General features: G+C 71.1%; 20 protein-coding genes. 3 read left to right on the top strand and 17 right to left on the bottom strand.

The genetic code is table 11. The features are described from left to right. Positions 1 to 136 precede the first annotated feature (136 nt). Together IMZ11_RS27730 and IMZ11_RS27735 are read left to right on the top strand one after the other, a co-directional pair. Complete coding sequence (locus IMZ11_RS27730) at positions 137 to 2,197, top strand: serine/threonine-protein kinase (protein WP_228645352.1); 2,061 nt, start codon at positions 137 to 139, stop codon at positions 2,195 to 2,197. Between the two features lie 189 nt (positions 2,198 to 2,386). Further along, positions 2,387 to 3,814 (top strand): pyridoxal-dependent decarboxylase, encoded by a 1,428-nt coding sequence (locus IMZ11_RS27735; protein ID WP_228645353.1) that lies wholly within the window; start codon positions 2,387 to 2,389, stop codon positions 3,812 to 3,814. A 72-nt stretch (positions 3,815 to 3,886) separates the two neighbouring features. On the opposite strand, the gene IMZ11_RS27740 is transcribed toward IMZ11_RS27735, so the two are convergent. From IMZ11_RS27740 to IMZ11_RS27755, 4 genes are all read right to left on the bottom strand, one after another. Then, the gene (locus tag IMZ11_RS27740) at positions 3,887 to 4,816 is read right to left on the bottom strand and encodes an RluA family pseudouridine synthase (RefSeq protein ID WP_228645354.1); all 930 of its coding nucleotides are present in this window, start codon (positions 4,814 to 4,816) and stop codon (positions 3,887 to 3,889) included. Continuing rightward, entirely contained in the window at positions 4,809 to 5,393 is a 585-nt protein-coding gene (gene lspA, locus IMZ11_RS27745) for a signal peptidase II (RefSeq protein WP_228645355.1), read from the bottom strand. Before lspA ends, IMZ11_RS27740 begins: the two co-directional genes overlap by 8 nt. Then, positions 5,357 to 5,752: a TraR/DksA C4-type zinc finger protein gene (locus tag IMZ11_RS27750; protein ID WP_228645356.1), complete on the bottom strand. Its 396-nt coding sequence runs from the start codon at positions 5,750 to 5,752 to the stop codon at positions 5,357 to 5,359. The genes lspA and IMZ11_RS27750 overlap by 37 nt, the downstream gene beginning before the upstream one ends. 186 nt (positions 5,753 to 5,938) lie before the next feature. Further along, positions 5,939 to 6,208: a DUF167 domain-containing protein gene (locus IMZ11_RS27755; protein WP_228645357.1), complete on the bottom strand. Its 270-nt coding sequence runs from the start codon at positions 6,206 to 6,208 to the stop codon at positions 5,939 to 5,941. A 298-nt stretch (positions 6,209 to 6,506) separates the two neighbouring features. On the opposite strand from IMZ11_RS27755, the gene ileS reads away from it, so the two are divergent. After that, positions 6,507 to 9,689: an isoleucine--tRNA ligase gene (gene ileS / locus IMZ11_RS27760; RefSeq protein WP_228645358.1), complete on the top strand. Its 3,183-nt coding sequence runs from the start codon at positions 6,507 to 6,509 to the stop codon at positions 9,687 to 9,689. Between the two features lie 97 nt (positions 9,690 to 9,786). On the opposite strand, the gene IMZ11_RS27765 is transcribed toward ileS, so the two are convergent. The 13 genes from IMZ11_RS27765 to murF all read right to left on the bottom strand — a co-directional run bounded on the left by IMZ11_RS27765 (position 9,787) and on the right by murF (position 23,847). Continuing rightward, entirely contained in the window at positions 9,787 to 10,845 is a 1,059-nt protein-coding gene (locus tag IMZ11_RS27765; protein ID WP_228645359.1) for a hypothetical protein, read from the bottom strand. A gap of 48 nt (positions 10,846 to 10,893) precedes the next feature. Then, on the bottom strand, positions 10,894 to 11,757 hold the full coding sequence (locus IMZ11_RS27770) for a DivIVA domain-containing protein (RefSeq protein WP_061252352.1): 864 nt from the start codon (positions 11,755 to 11,757) through the stop codon (positions 10,894 to 10,896). Positions 11,758 to 11,806: 49 nt separating this feature from the next. Continuing rightward, entirely contained in the window at positions 11,807 to 12,094 is a 288-nt protein-coding gene (locus IMZ11_RS27775; protein ID WP_061252351.1) for a YggT family protein, read from the bottom strand. Between the two features lie 83 nt (positions 12,095 to 12,177). Then, positions 12,178 to 12,708, bottom strand: a complete 531-nt coding sequence (locus IMZ11_RS27780) for a cell division protein SepF (RefSeq protein WP_061252350.1) — start codon at positions 12,706 to 12,708, stop codon at positions 12,178 to 12,180. A 213-nt stretch (positions 12,709 to 12,921) separates the two neighbouring features. Continuing rightward, entirely contained in the window at positions 12,922 to 13,644 is a 723-nt protein-coding gene (locus IMZ11_RS27785) for a YggS family pyridoxal phosphate-dependent enzyme (protein WP_228645360.1), read from the bottom strand. Positions 13,645 to 13,666: 22 nt separating this feature from the next. Next, complete coding sequence (gene ftsZ, locus IMZ11_RS27790; RefSeq protein WP_228645361.1) at positions 13,667 to 15,100, bottom strand: cell division protein FtsZ; 1,434 nt, start codon at positions 15,098 to 15,100, stop codon at positions 13,667 to 13,669. A 245-nt stretch (positions 15,101 to 15,345) separates the two neighbouring features. Next, positions 15,346 to 15,993, bottom strand: a complete 648-nt coding sequence (locus IMZ11_RS27795) for an FtsQ-type POTRA domain-containing protein (RefSeq protein ID WP_228645362.1) — start codon at positions 15,991 to 15,993, stop codon at positions 15,346 to 15,348. A 164-nt stretch (positions 15,994 to 16,157) separates the two neighbouring features. Continuing rightward, on the bottom strand, positions 16,158 to 17,555 hold the full coding sequence (murC, locus tag IMZ11_RS27800; protein WP_228645363.1) for a UDP-N-acetylmuramate--L-alanine ligase: 1,398 nt from the start codon (positions 17,553 to 17,555) through the stop codon (positions 16,158 to 16,160). Between the two features lie 34 nt (positions 17,556 to 17,589). Further along, positions 17,590 to 18,669, bottom strand: a complete 1,080-nt coding sequence (gene murG, locus IMZ11_RS27805; protein WP_228645364.1) for an undecaprenyldiphospho-muramoylpentapeptide beta-N-acetylglucosaminyltransferase — start codon at positions 18,667 to 18,669, stop codon at positions 17,590 to 17,592. Positions 18,670 to 18,705: 36 nt separating this feature from the next. Then, positions 18,706 to 19,983, bottom strand: a complete 1,278-nt coding sequence (ftsW, locus tag IMZ11_RS27810; protein ID WP_228645365.1) for a putative lipid II flippase FtsW — start codon at positions 19,981 to 19,983, stop codon at positions 18,706 to 18,708. A 35-nt stretch (positions 19,984 to 20,018) separates the two neighbouring features. Further along, entirely contained in the window at positions 20,019 to 21,425 is a 1,407-nt protein-coding gene (murD, locus tag IMZ11_RS27815; RefSeq protein ID WP_228645366.1) for a UDP-N-acetylmuramoyl-L-alanine--D-glutamate ligase, read from the bottom strand. Beyond that, on the bottom strand, positions 21,407 to 22,480 hold the full coding sequence (gene mraY / locus IMZ11_RS27820; protein ID WP_228645367.1) for a phospho-N-acetylmuramoyl-pentapeptide-transferase: 1,074 nt from the start codon (positions 22,478 to 22,480) through the stop codon (positions 21,407 to 21,409). The genes murD and mraY overlap by 19 nt, the downstream gene beginning before the upstream one ends. After that, positions 22,477 to 23,847, bottom strand: coding sequence for a UDP-N-acetylmuramoyl-tripeptide--D-alanyl-D-alanine ligase (murF, locus tag IMZ11_RS27825; protein ID WP_228645368.1), 1,371 nt, complete (start codon positions 23,845 to 23,847; stop codon positions 22,477 to 22,479). Before murF ends, mraY begins: the two co-directional genes overlap by 4 nt. Positions 23,848 to 23,869 lie beyond the last annotated feature (22 nt).

Here is a 23,869-nt window from a genome sequence, read left to right on the forward strand (position 1 = left end):
CCCCGTGAGCACATGAACCCGCGGCCCGCTCCCCCGCCGCTCCGCCCCTTCTTCCGGCTGTCTTCGGACTGTCTTCCGACTGCTGACACGCTCGTGAGCTGTGGGACGATTCAGAGGTTTCAGAGGAGGAGGGCTGGTGGAGGCAGGGCATCGTGTGGCGGGCAGATATCACCTGCTCGAACCCATCGGCCGGGGCGGCATGGGGGTCGTGTGGCGTGCTCACGATGAGCTGCTCGACCGTGCGGTGGCCGTCAAGGAGGTTCTCTACCAGCCGATGACCGAGGAGGACCGGGCGGCGTTCAACCGCCGGACCATCCGCGAGGCACGGGCCGCCGGCCGGATCTCCCACCCCAACGTCGTGGTCGTCCACGACGTGATCGAGGAGGACGGCCGCCCCTGGATCATCATGCAGCTCGTCCGCTCCCGTTCCCTCGGCCAAGTGGTCCGCGAGCACGGCCCGCTCGTTCCCGAACGCGTCGCCTCCATCGGCCTCCAGGTGCTCGACGCCCTGTGCACGGCGCACGCCTCCGGGATCCTGCACCGCGACGTCAAGCCGGAGAACGTGCTGCTCACCGAGGACGGCCGGGTGGTCCTCACCGACTTCGGCATCGCGACCATGTCGGAGGAGGCCGGGCTGACCATGACCGGCGTCGTCACCGGCACCCCGGCGTTCCTGCCCCCGGAGCGGCTCAACGGTGACCCCGCGACCCCCGAATCCGACCTCTGGTCGCTCGGCGCGACCATCTACGCCGCTGTGGAGGGCAGAGCGCCCTTCGACCGGACCTCGCCCATCGCCACCATGGCGGCCGTACTGCACAACGACCCCGATCCGGCCAGGCGCGCCGGGCCGCTCACCCCCGTGATCGACGGCCTCCTCATCAAGGACCCCACGCGACGGATCGACGCCGTGGAAGTCTCCGCGATGCTCCACGCGGTGGCCACCGGAACGGCAGCCGCCCGCGACCGCCACGCCGGACACCGGCCCGAGCCGTTCCCTCTGGCCGCGGCCTCACCGGACTCCGGAGCCGGTCCGCACGCTCCCGGTGCCGCTTTCGGTACGGCTACGCCCCCCTCGACCGGCGCCCACGCCGTCGGCCTCCCCGGATCCGGTGTCCCCGGGCCCGACGGTTACGGACCCGGCGTCCCCGGGCCCGACGGTTACGGACCCGGCGGTTACGGACCTGGCGGTTATGGACCCCAGAGCCACGGGTCCGGCGGCCACGGCTTCGCCGTCCCGGGGGTGACCGGTCCCGGGTCCGCTCAGGGGGTCGGCAACCACAACGGCCTTCAGGGACAGGGCGCCCCCGGCGGCGCATATGGAGCCGCCGGTCCCGGGCTCGCATATGGAGCCGCCGGTCCCGGGCTCGCATATGGAGCCGCCGGTCCCGCGGGCGTGCACGGGATGGGCACCGTTCCGCCCTGGAGCGGCGCACCGACCGGCGGCCCGCCCCAGCCGCCCGCGCCGCCGCAGTCCGGGCGGCGCTCGTCCGCGACACGGATGGTCCTGGTCATCCTTCTCCCGGTACTGCTCGCCGGTGCCGGGGTCGGTGGCTGGTACGGCTATCAGGCCCTCACGGCGGATGCCGGCGGCGGGCCGTCGCCAGCCGAGTCATCTGGGTCGTCCGGGTCGTCCTCTGGGACATCTGGGACATCTGGGACGTCGTCTCCCGCCCCGTCCGCGAAGCCGTCTACCGGCAGCGGATCTCCCGTCCCGTCGGCGTCACCGTCTTCCGCGAGCAGGCTGCCGCGCGGGTGGGCGATGCGCGACGACAAGCTGGGCTTCTCCATCGCGGTTCCCCAGAACTGGACGGAGGAACGGGGAGCGACGCGAGTACGGTTCCAATCTCCCACGTCCAGGACCACCTATCTGGTGGTCGACTTCACGCGCTGGGTCGACACCGACCAGGATCCGATGCTCCACGCTCAGCAACTGTCGGAGAATCCCAAGACCACGAGCGCCTTCCCCGGCTATCAGCGGCTCGGCCTGCGGTCGGTGGTCTTCCAGAGACTTCCCGCCGCCGACTGGGAGTTCACCTGGCAATCGGATCAGGGCACGGTGCACGCCCTCGACCGCTCCTTCGTCACCACCGACAAGCGGGACGTCGCGATCTACTGGCAGACCTCCGACAGCCGATGGGCTCAGGAGGGGCAGTCCTACTTCACCTGGTTCACCAGGACGTTCCGGTCCGGCCGGTAACGCTCGCCCTCACCGCGACCGGTCCGGCCGGTAACGCTCGCCCTCACCGCGACCGGTCCGGCCGCACCGCCCCGTGATCGCGTCGTCCGGCACGCTCAACGCCGGCACGCGGCCACGTGACAGAGCACCCGCCGAAATCGGAGCGGTCCATGGCTGGCGGAACGCGGCCGCGCGTGTGCATCGTTGACCATGAGCGATCCTCTGCACGAACGCGACCAGGCCGCCGCGGCGCTGGACATGGTGGCCAAGGCCGCCGGTCCCTACCTCGACTCGCTCGGCGACCGTCCCGTTCACGACCACCGCGCGGACATCCTTCTCGACCTGCTCGACGGCTCGCTTCCGGAGCACGGAGAGGGCACCCTCGACAGCGTCGAGCTGCTGCTGCGCGTCGGTACCGAGGCGGCGACCCACTCCTCGGGCCCCCGTTTCTTCCACTTCATCGTCGGAGGCTCGACGCCGGCGGCCCAGGCGGGCGACTGGGTGACCTCGCTGCTGGACCAAGCCGGCGGGCTCTGGCTGACCTCGCCGTTCGCCGCCCGGGCGGAGACCGTCGCGCTGCGGTGGCTGAAAGACCTGTTCGGACTGCCGCAGTCCTACGGCGGCGTGCTGACCCCGAGCGCGACCTTCGCCAACCTCACCGGGCTGGCCTGCGCACGACAGTGGTGGGGCGAGTGTCACGGCCGTGACGTGGCGGCCGACGGGCTCGCCGGACTGCCGCCGATGCCGGTGCTGGCCGGAGGCTACCTCCACCCGAGCAGCCGCAAGGCGCTGCTGACCCTCGGCTGCGGCCGGGACAGCGCCCGGATCTTCGCCCGGGACGACGCGGGGCGGGTCGACCTGGAGGCCATGGAGCGTGAGCTCGAACGCGTCGACGGCCCGGCCGTGATCGTCGGGAACGCGGGTGAGGTGAACACCGGCGACTTCGACCCCATCGGCGACCTGGCGGACCTGGCCGAACGGCACGGCGCCTGGCTGCACGTGGACGGCGCCTTCGGGCTGTTCGCGGCGGCCTCCCCCCGGCTCTCGCACCTGGTCGAGGGGGTGGAACGGGCGCACTCGGTGACCGCGGACGGGCACAAGTGGCTCAACGTCCCCTACGAGAGCGGATTCGCGTTCGTCCGGGAGCAGGGGCTCATGGGCCGGACCTTCGGCCCGTGGGGCGCGGCCTACCTCCCCGCCGAGGACGACCCGCACCTCAACTACAACTGCCTGGGCCCTGAGTCGTCGCGGCGAGCGCGGGCACTGCCCATCTGGGCGACCCTGCGGGCGTACGGCAGGCAGGGCAACCGCGAGATGGTCGAGCGCCACCACGCGCTGGCCCTGCGGCTGGGCGAGATCGTCGAGAGCGCCCCCGACCTGGAGTTGCTCGCTCCGGTACGGCTCTGCGTGGTCTGCTTCCGCTACCGCCCGCCCGGCGTTCCCGAGGAGGAGGTGAACGCGCTGAACGCGTGGATCGGCGAGGAGTTGCTCGCCGACGGCCGCGTCTACGCCGGGACCACCACCTACCGTGGGATGACCGCCCTGCGCCCCGCCATCCTCAACTGGCGCACCACCGAGGCCGACATCGATCTGCTGGTCTCGGTCGTCCGGGAGATCGCCGCCCGCCGTACGAGATGACGGGGAGCCGGCCCGGCGTGACGTGGGCCGGGCGGGCTCCGATCCGTGAGACGGGTGAGACCCGGCGTCGCGCTAGCTCTCGTCGCTGACGATCTCCAGGGCGCGGGCCAGGTCCTCGGGATAGGGGCTGGTGAACGAGACCCACTCCCCTGACGCCGGGTGTTCGAAGGCGAGGGAGACCGCGTGCAGCCACTGCCGGGTCACACCGAGCCGCGCGGCCAGCGTGGGGTCGGCACCGTACATGAGATCGCCCACGCACGGGTGGCGCAGAGCCGACATGTGCACCCGGATCTGGTGCGTCCTGCCGGTCTCCAGCTTGATGTCGAGCAACGACGCCGCGCGGAACGCCTCCACGGTGTCGTAGTGGGTGACCGACTCCTTGCCGCCCGCCACGACCGCGAACCGGCCGTCACCGGACGGGTGCCGGTCGATGGGCGCGTCCACCGTGCCGCGCAACGGGTCCATGTGGCCCTGCACCAGCGCGTGGTAGCGCTTGTCGACGGTGCGTTCCTTGAACGCCCGCTTGAGGTGGGAGTAGGCGAACTCGCTCTTGGCGACCACCATCGCGCCGGTGGTGTTCGCGTCGAGCCGGTGGACGATGCCCTGGCGTTCGGCGGCGCCGCTGGTCGCGACCTTGTGCCCGGCTCCCAGCAGCCCGCCGATGACCGTGTGCCCGGTCCAGCCGACCGTCGGGTGGGCGGCCACTCCGATGGGCTTGTCCACCACGACGATGTCGTCGTCCTCGTACAGGATCGTCATGCCCGGCACGGGTTCCGCCACGGGCATCGGTGTGGCCGGCGGCGGGGGAATGGTCACGTCGAGCCAGGCCCCGGCGTGCACGCGGTCCGACTTGGCCGCGATCGAGCCGTCGACGAGCACGTCACCGGTGGCGATCAGCTCCGCGGCCCTGGTCCGGGAGAAGCCGAACAGCCGGGCCAGGGCGGCGTCCAGGCGCTCGCCCTCCAGGCCCTCCGGCACGGGAAGACTGCGCTGCTCACCCATCGGACTCCTCCCCGGTGTGCCGCGAACCGTCCACCTGGTAACCGCGCCAGGCGAGGAAGACGGCCAGGATGCCGCCGCAGACGATCGCCGAGTCGGCGATGTTGAACACCGGGAAGCGGGTGGCCGGGAAGACCTGAATGAAGTCGACCACGTGTCCCTGCAGCGGAGCGGGCGCGCGGAAGAGGCGGTCGGTCAGGTTCCCGAGCGCGCCCCCGAGCAGCAGCCCCAAAGTGATCGCCCACGGAAGGCTCCGGAGCTGCCGTGCCGTACGGAGGATCGCGATGACCACACCGAATGCGATCACCGTGAAGACGATCGTCATCCCGGTGCCGATGCTGAACGCGGCTCCGGAATTGCGGATCACGTTCAGCAGCAGCACCTCGGGGATGACCTCCACCGGCTCCTTGTGCTCGAGGAAGGTCACCACGAGCGTCTTGGTCACCAGGTCGAGGACGTACGCGAGAACCGCCACGACGCCGAGGACGGCGATCCTCCGCGCGCGGACGGGGCCGTCGGCGGTCCCCGCTTCGGCCTGGTCGCTCAGCGGCGCTCCTCCCGCTGCTTGCAGGCCACGCACAGCGTCGCCCTCGGGAACGCCTGAAGGCGCTCCTTGCCGATCGGCTTGTGGCACGATTCGCACACTCCGTAAGTCCCTGCGGCGATGCGGGCGATCGCCCGCTCGTTCTGCGCGAGCAGGTCGCGCGCATTCAGGGTAAGGGCGATCTCACGCTCACGCTCATACGTCTTGGCGCCGGCGTCCGCCGGATCATCTCCGGCGCCCTCACTGGCGTCCCCTGACGCGAGCTGTTCCTCGGCCCGGGAGATGTCGGCGACGAGTTCCTCGATCTCGTGCCGGAGCCGCTCCCGCACCTCGGCGAGCTCTCCTTCTGACCAGGTCTCTTCGCTGGTGGCGGTTCTCGTCGCACGCGTCGTCATGAGGGCCTCCCGTTGTAAGGCGCAGTGATCAAACACACGAGCAGTCCGGGCAGCATAGGTCGCCCGAAACGGCCCGGCAATCGACGCGCCGGGCGCTTTACCTGCCCCATAAGCGAACGATGCACCTGTTCCTCAGGCGAACGGGACACCCGCCCCGCGAGCGAATTCCACCCGTGTGCGGACGGCTCACCCGGCCCGCAGGCGAGCGGCGCGTTCCGCGATCTCCTCATCGTTCCCCTCGATGTCCACGACCTTGTCGCGACTTGTCGTACCCGTGACAAGCCGGACCGCGCCCCGCGACACCCCGAAAGCGGAGGCGACGGCCCTCAGGGCCGCCTCCGTCGCCTTTCCGTCCACCGCGCGGGCGCACACCCTGACAACAATCGCGGTGTCTCCGTATGTTCCGCCCACGCCCTCGCGAGCGGAACCCGGCTTCACCCTGATCGACAGCCGCATTTCGGGAAGCCCCTATCGTGTCTCTGCGTTATCGTTTTAGTTTGCAAGGCGCTGATGGGGACGAGTACCTCCGTACCCACTCGCAGGAGCGACCCGGGGACGGTGCGAGCCCGGGGCGAGCCGCGGAGAGAAGATCACCCCGGAGCCGCCGGAAGAAAGGCCCACAGCCGAGTAGACCCGGCCGCGACACGAATGAGAGGGCCCGCCCACGAGGCGGGTCAAGAAGGGTGGTACCGCGGAGCCGTCCGGCTTCGTCCCTTCACGCCATGTCAGTCACGCGTGGAGGTCCCGCCCGACGATGTCTTCCCACTACTTCTGCTCTCTTCCCGCGCAGGTGGACCTGCCGGCCCTCGAACGCGAGGTCCTCGAACGCTGGCGGGAAGGGAAGGTATTCGAACGCTCTCTCGAACAGAACGCCGGCGGCCCGTCCTGGGTCTTCTTCGAGGGTCCGCCCACCGCGAACGGCATGCCCGGCGTCCACCACATCGAGGCGCGCGTCTTCAAGGACGTCTTCCCCCGTTACAAGTCGATGCGCGGCTACCACGTTCCCCGCAAGGCGGGCTGGGACTGTCACGGCCTGCCCGTGGAGGTCGCCGTCGAGAAGGAGCTCGGCCTCTCCGGCAAGCCCCAGATCGAGGCGTACGGCATCGCCGAGTTCAACGCGAAGTGCCGGGAGTCCGTCCTCCGGCACGTGGACGCGTTCGAGGAGATGACCGAGCGGATGGGCTACTGGGTCGACATGTCCCAGGCCTACCGCACGATGGATCCCCAGTACGTCGAGGCCGTCTGGTGGTCGCTGAAGACCATCTGGGACAAGGACCTGCTGTTCCGCGACTTCCGCATCACGCCGTACTGCCCCCGCTGCGGCACCGGGCTGTCCGACCACGAGCTCGGCCAGCCGGGCGGGTACGAGACCGTCTCCAGCCCCTCGGTGTACGTGCGGATGCCCGTCACGTCCGGCCCGCTGGCCGAGATGGGCGCCGCGCTGCTGATCTGGACGACCACACCGTGGACGCTGGTGTCCAACACCGCCGTGGCCGTACACCCCGACGTGACCTACGTCGCGGCGCGTACCGGCGGCGAGGTGCTCGTGATCGCCGAGCCGCTACTGGCGCAGGTTCTCGGTGACCGCGCCGAGGTGCTCGCCACGTTCACCGGAAAGGACCTGGAGCACACGTCCTACCGCCGCCCGTTCGACCTGGTCGCCTTCCCTGAGGTGCCCGGGCAGGACGGTCCCGGCGCGCACTATGTCGTGCTGGGCGACTACGTCACCGTGGAGGACGGCACCGGCCTGGTCCACCAGGCCCCGGCCTTCGGCGCCGACGACATGGCCGTCTGCAAGCGGTACGGCATGCCGGTCGTCAACCCGATCGGCCCTGACGGGCGCTTCCTGCCGGACGTCCCGCTGGTCCGCGGCATGTTCTTCAAGGACGCCGACGAGCCGCTGACGGAGAGCCTGCGCGAGCGCGGCCTGCTGTTCCGCGGCAGCCACTTCGAGCACAGCTACCCGCACTGCTGGCGCTGCCACACGGCCCTCCTCTACTACGCGCTCCCGTCCTGGTACATCAGGACGACCGCGATCAAGGACGAGCTGCTCGCCGAGAACGAGCGGACCAACTGGTTCCCCGGCACGATCAAGAACGGCCGGTACGGCGAGTGGCTGCGGAACAACGTCGACTGGGCGCTGTCGCGGTCCCGCTACTGGGGCACGCCACTGCCGCTGTGGGTCTGCTCCGAGGACGACGCGCACGTCACCTGCGTCGGGTCGCTCAAGGAGCTCGGCGAGCTCGCCGGTCAGGACCTGTCCGGGCTCGATCCGCACCGCCCCTATGTGGACGACGTCGCCTTCCCCTGCCGCGAGTGCGGTGCCGAGGCGAGGCGCGTGCCCGACGTCATCGACGTCTGGTACGACTCCGGCGCCATGCCGTTCGCCCAGTGGGGCGCGCCGCACGTCGGCAAGGAGACCTTCGAGCAGGCCTATCCCGGGCAGTTCATCTGCGAGGCCATCGACCAGACCCGCGGCTGGTTCTACTCGATGATGGCGGTCGGCACGCTGGTCTTCGGCCGGTCCTCCTACGAGAACGTGCTCTGCCTCGGCCTGATCCTCGCCGAGGACGGCCGCAAGATGAGCAAGCACCTGGGCAACGTGCTCCGGCCGATGCCGCTCATGGAGCAGCACGGCGCCGACTCCCTCCGCTGGTACATGGCCACCTCCGGCTCGCCCTGGGCGCCCCGCCGGATCGGCCATACCGCGCTGGAGGAGATCATCCGGAAGGTCCTGCTGACCTACTGGAACACCGCGTCGTTCTTCACGCTCTACGCCAACGCCGAGTCGTGGTCGCCGTCCAGGCTGGCGGACGCTCCGCCGAGCGCCGAACGCCCGCTGATCGACAGGTGGGCGCTGGCCGAGCTGCACCGGACGGTCGCCGAGGTGACGGCCGCGCTCGACGAGTTCGACACGGCCAAGGCCGGTCGCCGGGTGACGGAGTTCCTGGACGACCTGTCGAACTGGTACGTCCGGCGCTCCCGCCGCAGGTTCTGGTCCGGCGAGGCCGCCGCGTTCGCCACGCTGTACGAGTGCCTGGAGACCGTGACGCGGCTGATGGCCCCGATCGTGCCGTTCCTCACGGACTACGTGTGGGATGTGCTGCGCGGGGTCGACGCGCCGCAGTCGGTGCACCTGGCCGCGTGGCCCGAGGTCGACGAGGCGGCGCTGAACCCGGCGCTCTCCGAGCAGATGGCGCTGGTCCGCCGCCTGGTGGAGCTCGGCCGCTCGGCCCGTGCCTCCTCCTCGGTCAAGACCCGCCAGCCGCTGGGCCGCGCGCTCATCGGGGCTCCCGGCTGGCCCGCGCTGCCCGGCGAACTGCGCGAACTGATCGCCGACGAGTTGAACGTCCAGGCACTGGAAGACATGTCCGGATTCTCCGCCGACCTGGTGACGTTCACCGTCAAGCCGAACTTCCGGTCGCTCGGCAAGCGGTTCGGCGCCCAGACCAAGCTGGTCGCCGCCGCCGTCGGCGCCGCCGACCCGGCGGCGCTCGCCCAGGCCCTCAGGTCCGGTACGGCCGCCGCCGTCGAGGCCGGTGAGCTGGGCACGGTCGAGCTCGGGCCGGACGACGTGATCGTCACCGAGCAGCCGCGATCGGGCTGGGCCGTGGAGACCGGCGCGGTGGACACCGGCACCGGGGAGACCGTCGCGCTCGACCTGGAGATCACCGACGAGCTGCGCCGCGCGGGCCTGGTCCGCGAGGTCATCCGGCTCGTCCAGGACGCCCGGAAGTCCACGGGGCTGGCGATCACCGACCGGATCGAGCTGTGGTGGTCCGCGAGCGGTGACGACTTGGCCGACGCCCTCCGCGCCGGGGGCCAAGCCATCTCCGACGAGGTCCTCGCCTCCGGTTTCGCCGAAGGCTCCCAGGACGGCCTCCCGAGGTTCGAGGACGCCGACCTCGGGCTGGTCTTCCAGCTCCGCCGCGCCTAGGCCGACCTCCTCATCCTGCGGCCGTCCGGCCGCAGGATGAGGAAAACCCGGCAGCGGAACCCGTACGCGGGTCCTGCTGCCGGGTGAGGGCCGGGATCTAGGCGGTGCAGACGGGGCAGGGTGTGAGCCCGGCCCCTTCCGCGTCCGGCCTGGTCTTCGTCTCGACGCTGTCCTCGGGAGCGGCCTTGATCAGGGGGCACTCGGGCAGGTGGTAACGACGGGCACCGATCATGATCTTCACGATGTCCGTCTCACCCGGCTGTGCCCCGGGATCCGGCTGCACCACGGGGTCGAAGAAGGAACGCGACACGGGTGCCGTGGTGGAACCGGCCGGGTCCGCTGACCCGGCGCGCCCGGGATCCTCGGTCTCGGCCGGGTCCGCCGGCTCCGTGTTCTTCGTCATGCTCTCCGCCCGTGGGGCGGTCTCTCCGGCGGACGCCACGGTCTCCGCGACCGCGGGCTCACCGGGTGTGCTTCCAGAGGGTGTGCCTTCCGAGGGCGTGTTCTCGCCCGCCGTGCTCTCCTCCGCGTCGGCCGCGACACGCGCCGCCGCCTCGGGGACGCAGGCGGTGCAGGGCGTGAACCCTTCCTCGCGAGCTTCCTCGTGCGTCAACTCCTCGACCTCGCGCCCCTGGAGCTGCCGGCAGTCCGCCAGGTGGAACCGCTTCCTACCGGGGATGACCAGCACGATCGCGTCAGGCCCCAGGTCCCGCCCGGCCGAGGCCGATGGCCTCGACAGCGGCCGCGTCGGCTGCTGCTGCGGGAAGGCGTGCGACATCGGCGCCCCGGGAGGGGGAACCGGGGGGACCGCCATCATGGGGGGCACCGCCGGATGCGCCGGGGGCCCGCCGAAGGCGGGAAGCCCGACGTGTCCGGGAAGAGGGGCGTGTCCGGGCATACCCGAATGCCCGGGAACGCCGGCGTGCGCCATCTGGGGAACCGCCGCGCCGCGAGGAGCCTGAACCGGTTCCTCGGCGGCACGACCGCCGGCGGGGAACAGCTCATGGCGCCTCAGCAACGCCCCGATCAGCAGGCAGACCGCGGACAGCACGCTGACCACGATCGACCACATCACGAGGAACGGCTTCGCCAGCACCACACCTGCGATGAGCAGGCCGATGGCGACGAGCACCAGCGCGGCACTGATAAGGATCACGGGGGGATCTCCGAGAAGCGGGTCGTGAGGAGGGGACGACCCGTCGCCTTACCGGCGGTCGTTGTGGGGGCCGTCGGGGGTCTGGAACGCGCCAGAGTGCTGCGGAGGCTCCTGGCCGAAGGGGTTGGGGTTGCCCTGCATCGGCTGGGGACCCGGGGCGACCGCGTGGGCCATCGCCGGGGCCGCGCCCACGATCGGGAAACCGCCGCTGTTCTCGGCCGAGACGTTCAGGTCCGCGAGCTGCTGCTCGAGGTACAGCTTCAGGCGGCTGCGGTACTCCCGCTCGAAGCTGCGCAGCTCCTCGACCTTGCGCTCGAGCTCGTCCCGGGTCTGCACCAGGGAGCCCATGGCCTGACGGTGGCGCTCCTGCGCGTCGCGCTCGAGGGTCTCGGCGCGGGCACGGGCGTCACCGATGATCTGCTCGGCCTGGCGGCGAGCCTTGCCGAGGATGTCGTCGGCCTCGCGGCGGGCGCGGGTCACGGTCTCGTCCGCCTCGCGGCGGGCGTCGGCGATCGCCTGGTCGGCGGTCTGCTGGGCGAGGGCGAGCACCCGGGCCGCGGTGTCCATGTTGTCCTCGGCGGGCGGCATGCCCATGCCGACGGGGACGGGCTCGGGACGGACGGGCTCCGGAGGCTTGATGGGCTCGGGCTGCGGCACCATCATCTCGGGCTTCGGCTCGGCGACCGGGGCGGGCGCCATCTGCATGCCACCGGCCATGCCCATGCCGCCCGGCACCTTGCCGCGCAGGCACTCGGCCAGTTTGGCGCGAAGCTCCTCGTTCTCCTGGATGAGTCGGTCGAGTTCCGCCTCGACCTCGTCAAGGAAGGCGTCGACCTCCTCCTCGTCGTACCCCGGCCTCAGCCGGGTGGTACTGAACTGCTTGTTCCGCACATCGGCGGGCGTCAGCGGCATGTGAGTCTCCTTGGCGCGCTTGGAGTCTGTCCGGAGGGACGGTTCCCGATCAACGAAGCGCGGACACGACTTGGATCAAGACCAAGACCACAATGAACAGCACTGTGAAGCTTAGGTCAAAGGCCACCGTACCCAACCTCAGGGGCGGAATGAAACGGCGGAGAAATTTGAGAGGCGGGTCGGTCAGTGTGTAAGTGACCTCCGCCACTACCAGGACGACCCCGGAAGGCCGCCAGGAGCGGGCAAAAAGCTGCACCGTATCAAAGATCATTCTGCCGATCAGCAGAACGAGATAGAGAGAGAGTACAGCGACCAAGATCTCACTGACGATCCCCACGGTCGAGCCTCACCTCCGTCCAGTTCCGCAGTCTCCGGTCCCCATGGGCACCGCTCAGCCGGTCACTGTCCATACATGGAACTCTAGCTCTGGTTGAAGAAGCCGCGTTCCGCGATTCTGGCCTTGTCTTCGGCGGTCACCTCAACGTTGGCGGGAGACAACAGGAACACCTTGTTCGTAACACGTTCGATGCTCCCGTGTAGGCCAAAGACGAGACCTGCCGCAAAATCGACAAGACGCTTGGCGTCACTGTCAACCATTTCCGTAAGGTTCATGATGACCGGAGTGCCCTCACGGAAGTGCTCCCCGATCGTGCGCGCCTCGTTGTACGTGCGGGGATGAAGGGTCGTGATCCGCGCCAGATCGGTCGTACGACGCTCGAGCACGGTGGTGGAGGGACGGGGCGCGGGGACGGACGCGTCGCCGTCCTCATCGTGCTCCTGGGACGCCGTATGTCCTCCCTGCCCCCCGGCGGAGAAGCCCCGGCGCGCCGACTCGTAGTCGTCGTCGGCGTAGTCCTCGTCGTTCGCGTACTCGGTCACGTACCTGTCGTCGTAGCGGTCGTCCTCCACGAGACCGAGGTAGACCGCCATCTTGCGCATCGCGCCGGCCATCTCTCGTCGTCCTCCGTGTCACCGGGGCGGGTTCACCGCGCCACGCGCCGTCCGGTACTGCCACGCAGTCCCGGCCGATGCCCGGCCCGGCTTCCTCCCCTTCATGCCTTCTAGGTCCCTGTCGGAAGGCCAGGGCGGTAGCCGTACCCCCGTGGAGCTCACCGCTGATCGACCTCTACCTGAATGCGGACGCCAAGGTCCACTTGGGGGACATTACCTGACGAAGGGCTTCCTGCGGCCGAGCAACGCCGTACCGACACGCAGGTGTGTCGCGCCGTTCGCGATCGCCTCGTCGAGGTCCCCGCTCATACCCGCCGATATGACGTCCGCGCCGGGGTGTTCCTCCCGTACGGCCCGCGCCGTCCGGGCCAGGCGGGCGAACGCCGGGCCCGGCTCCTCTCCCAGCGGCGCGACGGCCATGACACCGCGAAGCCGCAGGTTGTCGGCTCGGGCGATGGCGGCGGCCAGGTCGGGAACCGCCGCCGGAACGACGCCGCCGCGCTCGGCGACTCCTCCGGAATCAGGCGGCGCGGTGTCCAGCGACACCTGGATGAGGCAGCCGATCTCCCGGCCGGCCTTCACCGCCTCGCGGCTCAACGCGTCCACCAGCCGGGGACGGTCCACAGAGTGGACCAGGTCGGCGTACGCGACCACGGAGCGGACCTTGTTGGTCTGCAACTGGCCGATGAAGTGCCAGGTGAGGCCGAGACCGGCGCATTCGGCCGCCTTGGCGGCGGCCTCCTGGTCCCGGTTCTCACCGACGTCCGTCACTCCGAGCCCGGCGAGCAGCCGTACGTCGGAGGCGGGGTAGGTCTTCGTTACCGCGATGAGGGTGATCTCGGAAGGGTCCCGGCCGGCGGCACGGCACGCATCGCGGATGCGTGACTCCGTCTCGGCCAGGCCCGCCGCGAGCTCCTCGCGTCGTGCGTCGTTCACATGTACTCGCGTGTGGGGAGGGTCACTTGAGGAAGTCGGGCACGTCGAGCTCCTCCTCCTGCTCCTCGAACACCACCGGCCGGCGGGTTGCCGGCTGGCTGACGCGCGAGGTGATCGGAGTCGGCGGCTCGGGCGTGGGGCGCGGAATCGAGAAGGGTCCCGTTACCGTGCTCTGCTCCGAGCGCGACGCCTCCGCCGTGCTCTCACGTGAGAACGCTCCAGCGGGCTCGGAAGTTTCCGGAGCGCGATCGGAAACCGGCGTCATCGCGGGCTTGGGCGGCTGGACCGCCTCGACCTGGGAGACCGGCGGCGCGGGCGGGGTCACCGGAGTGGACGGGGCGGACATCGGCCGAACCGGGGCGGGCTGCTCCGCACGCGGTTCGGGCTTCGCCGGGGCGGAGGCCGCGGCCGGCCGCGCGGGCGGCGTGGTGGCCGGGCGGGCCGGTTCCGGCCGGGCGGGCTGCGGCCGCGCGGCGGACTGGGGCGGAGCGGCCGCCGGCTTGGCCGGCGCCGGCTCGTCGAAGCCCGCGGCGATGACCGTCACACGCACCTCGTCGCCGAGGGCGTCGTCGATGACCGTGCCGAAGATGATGTTGGCGTCCGGAGCCGCCGCGTTGGACACGAGCTGGGCCGCCTCGTTGATCTCGAACAGGCCCAGGTCCGAGCCGCCCGCGATCGACAGCAGCACGCCGTGCGCGCCGTCGATGCTGGCCTCAAGCAGCGGGCTGGACACCGCCATCTCGGCGGCGGCCACCGAGCGGTCGTCGCCGCGAGCGTGTCCGATGCCCATAAGCGCGGACCCCGCGCCGGACATGACCGACTTCACGTCGGCGAAGTCCAGGTTGATGAGTCCGGGGGTGGTGATCAGATCGGTTATGCCCTGCACACCGGAGAGCAGCACCTGGTCGGCGGCCTTGAACGCGTCCAGCACGCTGACCTGCCGGTCGGAGATCGACAGGAGCCGGTCGTTCGGGATGACGATCAGCGTGTCCACCTCCTCGCGGAGGGTCTCTATGCCGGCCTCGGCCTGCATCGCCCGGCGCCTGCCCTCGAAGCTGAAGGGCCGGGTCACGACACCTATGGTCAGGGCGCCGAGCGAACGGGCGATGTTCGCCACGACGGGCGCGCCACCGGTGCCGGTGCCGCCACCCTCGCCCGCGGTGACGAACACCATGTCGGCACCCTTGATGACCTCCTCGATCTCCTCGCGGTGGTCTTCGGCGGCCTTGCGGCCGACCTCCGGGTTGGCGCCGGCGCCCAGGCCGCGAGTGAGCTCGCGGCCGACGTCAAGCTTCACATCGGCGTCACTCATCAGCAGCGCCTGGGCGTCGGTGTTGATGGCGATGAACTCGACGCCCTTGAGTCCCTCCTCGATCATCCGGTTGACGGCGTTCACTCCGCCGCCGCCGATGCCGACGACCTTGATGACCGCGAGGTAGTTCTGCGGTGCTGCCACGACGAGGGGCCTTTCCGCTCGTTTGCGTTGGATGCGGGCGGTGCCCGCGCTGTCTCAAAACTCTCACCCTCAAGTTGAGATTTAGAGTTATGTCAACCTGAAGATTGATACGGACAGTAGGGTTGCCCCTCCCCCAGGGTCAACTAACCTCGCCGCAAGCGCCGTCCGGCGTGTCGCGGCCTGTCCGATTCGCGCGCGCGTCTGATCACTCCTGGCCAGGTTGATCGCGCGCCCCGTGAGAAATGTCACTTCACCGTCACCACGTCGGGTGAGCTGACGTCGTAACTGGCGGCCCGGGTCTTGAGGAGGGACTGCAGGACCCGTGTCTTCTCCGCCGACCGCCCGGCGTCTCCCCACGTGACCTCACGGCCGTCGGCCAGGAGCAGCGAGACGGACGACGGTGACGGCGCGCCCACCTCGCTGACGCGTGCCCTCAGCCCTTCGGGAAGGGCGGTCAGCACGGTCAGCGCGGACCGGGTGGCGACGTCGTCCGGGGCCGGCCGCTGGACGCGCAGCAGGGGCAGCCGGACCGTCACGCCCGCCTCGCCGAGGACCACCCCGTAGCGGTCCATGGTCATGGCCCTGCCGTTCACCTTGGCCACGGCCACGGGGGTGCGCTCGACGACCGCGACCTGGAGCGTCCCCGGCCAGCCGCGGTCCACGCGCACCGACTCCACCTGGGTCAGCGCCGCGACCCGCCGCTCGACCTCTTCCAGGTCGACCCGGGCCAGCGGAGTGCCCGGCACCACTCCGGACGCGCGCCGCACATCGTCGGCGGGCACCCTCGCGCTGCCGGTGACCCGAACGTCCCGCACCCCGAGCACGGACGAGAAGAAGACCAGCCACGTCGCCGCGCCGACCACGCCACCGGTCAGCAGGGTCGCCAGACCCACTCGCCAGATGGTCGCCCTCACGTCTCACTCCGATCGGCGGGCGGCGAGCCTCCAGGTGGGGTACCAGGTGCCGTACTCGCCGGTTCGGCTCACCACCTTCGCAGCCCGGAGGCCGTCACGCGCCGCGACTCGCCGGACCAGTGGCCCGCGACCGCCGCCACGACTCACCCGGCGGACAGTTCCTCGACGATCCGCGGGCCAAGCTCGGTCACGTCACCGGCGCCCATCGTGAGGACGATGTCCCCGGGACGCGCCCGTCCGGCCACCAGCGCGGGCACCGCCGACCGGTCCGGCGCGTACGCGACCCGCCCCTCGGGCAGCGGCACCTTCCCGGCCACCAGCGCGCCGGAGACGCCCGGCTCCGGATCCTCGCGGGCTCCGTACACGTCCAGGACGATCGCCTCGTCCGCGAGTCCGAGAGCCGCGCCGAACTCGTCGGCGAAGAAGCGGGTGCGGGAGTAGAGGTGCGGCTGGAAGACCGCGATCACCCGGCCGCCATCCGCCACGACGTCACGCGCCGCGCGCAGGTCCGCCGCCAGCTCCGTCGGATGGTGGGCGTAGCTGTCGAACACCGAGACGCCGTGCGCCTCTCCCTTGGCCTCGAACCGCCGCTTGGCGCCGGTGAACACCGCCAGGCCGTCCCTGATCTCGTCGAACGGCAGACCGAGCTCCAGGGCCACCGCGATGACGGCCGTCGCGTTGAGCGCGTTGTGCCGGCCGGGAACGGCGAGGCGCACGGTGCCGCGGCCGTCCACGGTGAACTCCAGGCCGAGTCCTCTCGGGACGATGTCGACGGCGCGGAGGTCGGCGCCCTCGACCTCGCCGTACGTGACGACCTTGAGGCCGCGCTCCCGGGCGATGGGCGCGAGCGCCGCGGCGCCCGGGTCGTCGGCGCAGAGCACGAGCACCGACCCGACCCGCTCGGCGAAACGCGCGAAGCTGTCGTAGACGGCCTGCGGCTCGCCGTAGTTGTCCAGGTGGTCGGGCTCGACGTTGGTCACCACGGCGATGCCCGGCGCGAGCATGAGGAAGGACCCGTCGCTCTCGTCGGCCTCGGCCACGAAGACCTCGCCGTTGCCCTCGTCCGCGCCGAGGCCGGTGGTGACGAGCTGCCCGCCGACGCAGTACGACGGGTCGGCGCCGCACTTCTGCAGGGCGACCGTCAGCATGGAGGTCGTCGTCGTCTTGCCGTGGGTGCCGGCGACGGCGATCCCGGTCCGCCCGGCCATCACCGCAGCCAGCGCCGCCGCCCGGGGGATGACCCTCAGGTTCTGCCGCAGCGCCTCCCCCAGCTCGGGGTTGGAGTCGCGGATCGCGGTGGAGACGACGACGGTGTCGACGTTCTTGATGTGCGAGGCGGCATGGCCCACGTGCACGACGGCTCCGAGGTCGCGAAGCTCGCTCAGCATCTCGGAGGTGCGGGCGTCGCTGCCGGACACGGGGACACCGCGCTTCAGCAGGATGCGCGCGATGCCGGACATGCCCGCGCCGCCGATGCCGATGAAGTGCACCCGTCCCAGCTCCTCCGCGGGGACGGGCTGTACGAGCTTGACAAGACTCACTGGTGGTTCCCCGCTCCTCGGGTCGTCTTCGTTCTCATCGGGAAGCGATCTCCAGGACCTTGCGCGCCAATATGACGTCGGCGTCCTTGCGGCCCATCCGGGACGCGGCCTCGGACATCATCGCGACACGTTCGGGGTCCTGCAGGATGGGCAGGAGCATCCGGACGATCCACTCGGCCGAGAGGTCGGCGTCGTCGACCATCAGGCCGCCGCCCGCCTGCACGATCGGCTGCGCGTTGAGCCGCTGCTCGCCGTTGCCGTGGGGCAGCGGCACGTACGCCGCCGGAAGCCCCACCGCGGTCAGCTCCGCGCACGTCATCGCGCCGCTGCGGCACAGCACGAGGTCGGCCGCGGCGTAGGCGAGATCCATCCGGTCCACGTAGGGCAGGATCACGTACTGCGGGTCGCCGGGCGGGGGCTCCATCTCGACCGTGTTCTTCGGGCCGATCACGTGCAGCACCTGGATGCCGGCCGCCCTCAGTATGGGCGAGGCCTCGAGCGCCGCCCGGTTGATGGAGCGGGCGCCCTGGGAGCCGCCGAACACCAGCAGCGTCGTGCGGTCGGACTCGAGACCGAAGTAGGACCTCGCCTTGTCCCCCAGGGAGAAGCGGTCCATCATCACGACCTCGCGGCGCAGCGGGATGCCGACGCACTGGGCGCCCGGCAGCGCGGTGTCGGGATGGCCGGTGAAGACGTGGTCGGTCAGCCGGGCGCCCAGGCGGTTGGCGAGCCCGGGCCTCGGGTTGGCCTCGTGGACCACGATCGGGACGCCGCGGCGGCGCGCCGCGAGATAGCCCGGAGTGGCGACGTACCCGCCGAAGCCCACCAGGACGTCGGCCTGGACGCGATCGAGGACGCCGGCCGCCGCGTTGATCGCCCCGGCCAGCCGGCCGGGCACCGTGAGCAGCTGCGGCGTGATGGCGCGGGGCAGCGGCACGGCGGGGACCAGCGCCAGCTCGTATCCCCGGGCCGGCACCAGGCGGGTCTCCAAGCCCTTCTCGGTGCCGAGGCAGGTGATCCCGATCGCCGGGTCCTGCTGGCGAAGCGCGTCGGCCAGCGCGAGCGCCGGCTCGATATGGCCGGCCGTGCCTCCGCCGGCGAGGACCACCCTCATGTCACTCCCTGCCCTCGGGTCGGATCGAGCGCCGGGTCATCGGCTCGCGCGGCGAGATCTCACCGACGGACGACCCAGGCCAAGCCAGCTTAGAGCCCGAGCGGCCGGTCCCGGTCCACGGGCGGCGAGGGCCTCGGCCGCTCCGGGCTCCTGCTTGGCGAACGACAACAACATGCCAAGCGCGGCGAGAGTCGGCAACAGGGCCGACCCTCCGTAGGAGACCAGCGGAAGGGGGATGCCGGTGATGGGCAGCACCCCGATCACCGCGCCGATGTTCACGAGCGCCTGGCCGGCGATCCACGCGACCGCCGCGGCGGCGGTCAGCCGGATGAAGGGGTCGTTGACCCGCGACGCGATCCGCAGCCCGGCGTAGCCGAGCAGGCCGAACAACGCGACCACGACGAGCGTGCCCATCAGGCCGAGCTCCTCGCCGAGGATCGAGAAGATGAAGTCACTCTCGGCGTGCGGCACCCAGTCCCATTTCGCCCGGCTGCTGCCGAGGCCGAGCCCGAACCAGCCGCCCGTTCCCATCGCTATCTGTCCCTGCGCCGCCTGGTAGCCCTCGCCCTGGGCGGAATCCCACACGTGCAGGAACCCCGTGAGCCGGGCCATCCGGTACGGCTCGACCATGATCATAATTGTCGTGGCGAGCACGAGCAGCCCGAGAACCGCGGCGAACAGCCGCACCGGCGCGCCGACCACCCACAGCAGGGTCAGGAAGATCAGCATGAGCACGATCGTCGTGCCGAGGTCGCGGCCGAGCATGACCAGGACCGCGAGGATGGCCACGCCCGGCATCAGGGGGACCAGCAGGTGCCGCCACTCGATCAGGCCGCCACGCGCCTTGCGCGCCAGCATGTCGGCGCCCCAAAGGACGAGCGCGAGCTTGGCCGGCTCCGAGGGCTGGATGGTGAAGCCGCCGATGTAGAGCCACCGCTGCGCGCCCAGCTCGGTGGCCCCGATGAAGATCACCATGACCAGGCCGATGATCGAGATCGCCAGCAGCGGATATCCCGCGAGCTGGAAGATGCGCCGCGGCAGCCGGGAGCAGATCCACATGATCGGAAGGCCGAGGGCCACCGCGCCGATCTGCCGCAGGAACAGGTAGAACGGCGAACGGCCCGGACTGATCTGCATCGACTCGATGCTGGACGCCGAGAGGACCATCATCAGCCCGAGCGCGAGGAGCAGAGCGCTGCACCCGAGGACCAGGTAGTACGAGACCAGCGGCCGTCCGAGGAGCTCACGGAGCCGGGCCCGCCACCGGAGTATGTCGTGCGCGTCTCCGGCCTTTTCCGCCGCCTCACTCGTCATATGTGCTTTCGTCCTCGTTTTCCCCGGCGTGACGTCTAGCCGGAAAGCCCGCGAACCGCTCGCGCGAAGGCGTCCCCTCGTGCCCCGTAATGCGGCCACATGTCCAGCGACGCCCCGGCGGGCGCGAGCAGGACGGTGTCCCCGGGAGAGGCGAGCCGCCGGGCTTCGCCGACGACGCGGTCCATGACACCAGTGTCTTGCCCGGGAACGTCCACCACCGGGACATTCGCGGCGTGTCGCGCCAGAGCCTGCCTGACTCGCTCGCGATCCTGGCCGAGGAGCACGGCTCCGCGCAGTCGCGGGGCGGCCCGGCGCACCAGGTCGTCGACGTCCGCCCCCTTCAGCTGGCCTCCGGCGATCCACACGATCGACGGGTAGGCCGCGAGCGAGGCGGCCGCGGCGTGCGGGTTGGTGGCCTTGGAGTCGTCCACGTAGTCGACCCCGCCGACCGTGGCCACATGCGCGATCCGGTGCGGGTCGGGCGTGAAGGCCCGCAGGCCGCGCCGTACGGCGTCGGCGGGCACGCCGTACGCGCGGGCGAGCGCGGCGGCGGCGAGCGCGTTGGCGACGTTGTGCGGCGCGAACGGCGTGATGTCGTGGAGATCGGCCAGTTCCTCGGCCTCGTGGACGGGATCGGCCACGAACGCCCGGTCGACCAGGAGCTCCTCGACCACGCCGAGCTGCCCCGGCAGGGGGGTGCCGAGCGTGAAGCCCACGAGCCGGGCGTCTCCGCCGCGGACCTCGCCCGGCCGGTACGGCGCGGCCAGGCGCTCGGACCACTCGTCGTCGGCGTTGTAGACGATCACATCGGCGTTCTCGAAGATCCGGGCCTTGGCGGCGGCGTACTCCTCCATGGAACCGTGCCAGTCGATGTGGTCGGGGGCGACGTTCAGCAACGCGGCGGCGTACGGCGCCAGGCTCGACGACCAGTGCAGCTGGAAGCTGGAGAGCTCGACCGCGAGCACGTCGTACGGCTCGCCCACGGCCTCGGCGATGGGGACGCCGACGTTGCCGACGGCGGCGGCGCGGTGCCCCGCCGCGACCAATATCGAGGTCAGCATCCGCACGGCGGTGGTCTTGCCGTTGGTGCCGGTCAGGGCGAGCCAGGCCGCGGCCGAGCCGTCGGTCGCGCGGTGCCGCCAGGCCAGCTCGACCTCGCCGATCACCTCGACGCCGGCCCGCGCGGCGGCGGCCAGCAGCGGATGGCCGGGACGCCAGCCGGGCGAGGTGACGAGCAACGACGTCCCCTCGGGGAGGATCGGCTCGCCGAAGCGCACCTCGACGCCGAGGGCGGCCAGCTCGGCGGCGGCCGCCCGCTGGCGCTCCCCTTCGTTCGCCTCGAGCACGATGACGCTCTCGCCGCTCGCGGCCAGGCCGCGGGCCGCGGCTGCGCCGGAGACCCCGAGCCCGGCGACGACCACGCTCACTGTCTGGGCATCCATTCGAGGTAGAAGAGGCCGAGCGCGGAGGCGGCGCAGAGCGCGGCGATCAGCCAGAAGCGCACCACGATGGTGGTCTCGGCCCAGCCCTTCAGCTCGAAGTGGTGCTGGAGCGGGGCCATCCGGAAGACCCGTTTCCCTGTCAGCTTGAAGAAGCCGACCTGGATCATGACCGACGCCGTGATGACCACGGGCAGGCCCGCCAGGACGACCAGCAGGAGCTGAGTGCGGGTGGTGAACGCCAGGCCGGCGATGACGCCGCCCAGGGCGAGCGACCCCGTGTCGCCCATGAAGATCTTGGCGGGCGGGGCGTTCCACCACAGGAAGCCGACCAGGGCTCCGAGGACGGCGGCGGCGACCACGGCCAGGTCCAGCGGGTCGCGCACCACGTAGCAGTTAGGGCCGAGCGCCGCGGTGCAGCTGTTGCGCAGCTGCCAGTTGCCGATCAGCACGTACGACGCGAGCACGACGCCGGTCGCGCCGCTGGCCAGCCCGTCGAGGCCGTCGGTGAGGTTCACCGCGTTCGAGAAGCCGACGATGATGAACAGCACCCAGATCGTGAACCCCACGAGTCCGATGGACGGCCCGAAGTCACGCAGGAAGGACAGCTTGGTCTCGGCCGGGGTGATGTCGTACGCGTTGGGGAACTGGACGCAGAGCACAGCGAACACGGCGCCGACGACGAGCTGGCCGAGCGCCTTGGCGCCGCTCCGCAGGCCCAGGCTGCGCTGCTTGTAGATCTTGATGAAGTCGTCCAGGAACCCGACGAGGCCGAGACCGGTCATCAGGAACAGCACCAGCAGGGCCGACACGGTCGGCGGTTCCGACACCGAGGAGAAGAACGTCATCAGGTGCGCGCTGAAATATCCGATCAACGCGGCGATCACGATCACGGTGCCGCCCATGGTGGGGGTGCCCCGCTTGTCGTAGTGCCCCGAGGGTCCTTCCTCGCGGATGTTCTGGCCGTAGCCGCGCCGGGCGAAGAGCCGGATGGCCAGGGGTGTGCCGGCCATGGACAGCAGCAGCGACACCATGGCGGCGATGAGGATGTTCCTCACCGGTCGTCACCTCCGAGCAGGGCCTCGGCGACCCGTTCGAGACCGGCCGCCCGCGGCCCCTTGACCAGGACCACGTCTCCCGGGGCGAGCCGCGTGGACAGTTCCGCGGCGGCGGTGGCGGCGTCGGGGACGTGCAGCGCGCCCGGCGCTCCGACCAGGACCGGTCCGGCGTCCTCACCGCCGACGACGATCAGGCCCTCCAGTCCGGCGCCCGCGGCGAGCCGCCCGACGTCCTCGTTCAGCGCGACGCTGTCCTCTCCGAGCTCGCGCAGCGCGGCGATCACGGCGAAGCTGCGCCGCCCCTCACCGAGTACGGCGAGGCTGTCGAAGGCGGCCCGCATCGAGTCGGGATTGGCGTTGTACGCGTCGTTGATGACGGTCACGCCGTCGCTCCGGTCGGTGACCTCCATGCGCCAGCGGCTGCGCGGCTCCGCCTCCGACAGCTCCTCACCGATCGTCCCCACCGGGAGCCCCAGCTCGTAGGCGGCCGCGGCGGCGGCCAGGGCGTTCTCGACGGCGTGCGCGCCATACAGGCGGAGCCGTACGGGCGCGGCGCCGGACGGCGTGCGCAGCGTGAAGGAGGCGCGTCCCCGGCCGTCGAGCGTCACGTCCTCGGCCCGCACCTCGGCGTCCGCGGACCGTCCGAAGAAGGTCACCCGGGCACGGGTGCGGCCGGCCATGGCGGCCACCAGGGGGTCGTCGGCGTTGAGCACGGCCACGCCGTCCTCCGGCAGCGCCTCCACGAGCTCGCCCTTGGCCTGCGCGATCGCCTCCTTGCCGCCGAACACGCCGAGATGGGCGGTGCCCACGTTCAGCACGACACCGATCCGCGGCGGCGCGATCCGCGCCAGGTCGGCGATGTGGCCGACGTTCCTCGCGCTCAGCTCCAGGACCAGGAACCGGGTGCCCTCGTCCGCCCGCAGCACGGTCAGCGGGTGGCCGATCTCGTTGTTGTACGAGCCGACGGGGGCCACGGTGGGGCCCATCCGGGCGGCGAGCCTGGCCAGCAGGTCCTTGGTCGTGGTCTTGCCGGCGGAACCGGTCACCCCGACCACGGTCGCGCCGGGCAGCTCGGACACGACGGTGGTCGCCAGCGCGGCGAGGGCGGCCAGGACGTCACCGACGATCACGGCCGGCGCCTCGACGGGCCGGGACGCGAGGACGGCGACCGCCCCGTCCGCGCACGCCCGCGCGGCGAAGTCGTGGCCGTCCGCACGCTCTCCCTTGATCGCGACGAACAGCGATCCCGGCTCGACGGCCCGCGAGTCGATCACGACGGGGCCGCGGACCACGGCGCGGGCGTCGGCGATGCCGGTGAGCGCACCCGAGGTGATCTCGGCGACCCGGGCCAGCGGCAACGGGATCATGCGTCTTTCCTGCTCTCTATCA

Source organism: Microtetraspora sp. AC03309 (assembly GCF_020826795.1).
GTDB lineage: Bacteria > Actinomycetota > Actinomycetes > Streptosporangiales > Streptosporangiaceae > Microtetraspora > Microtetraspora glauca.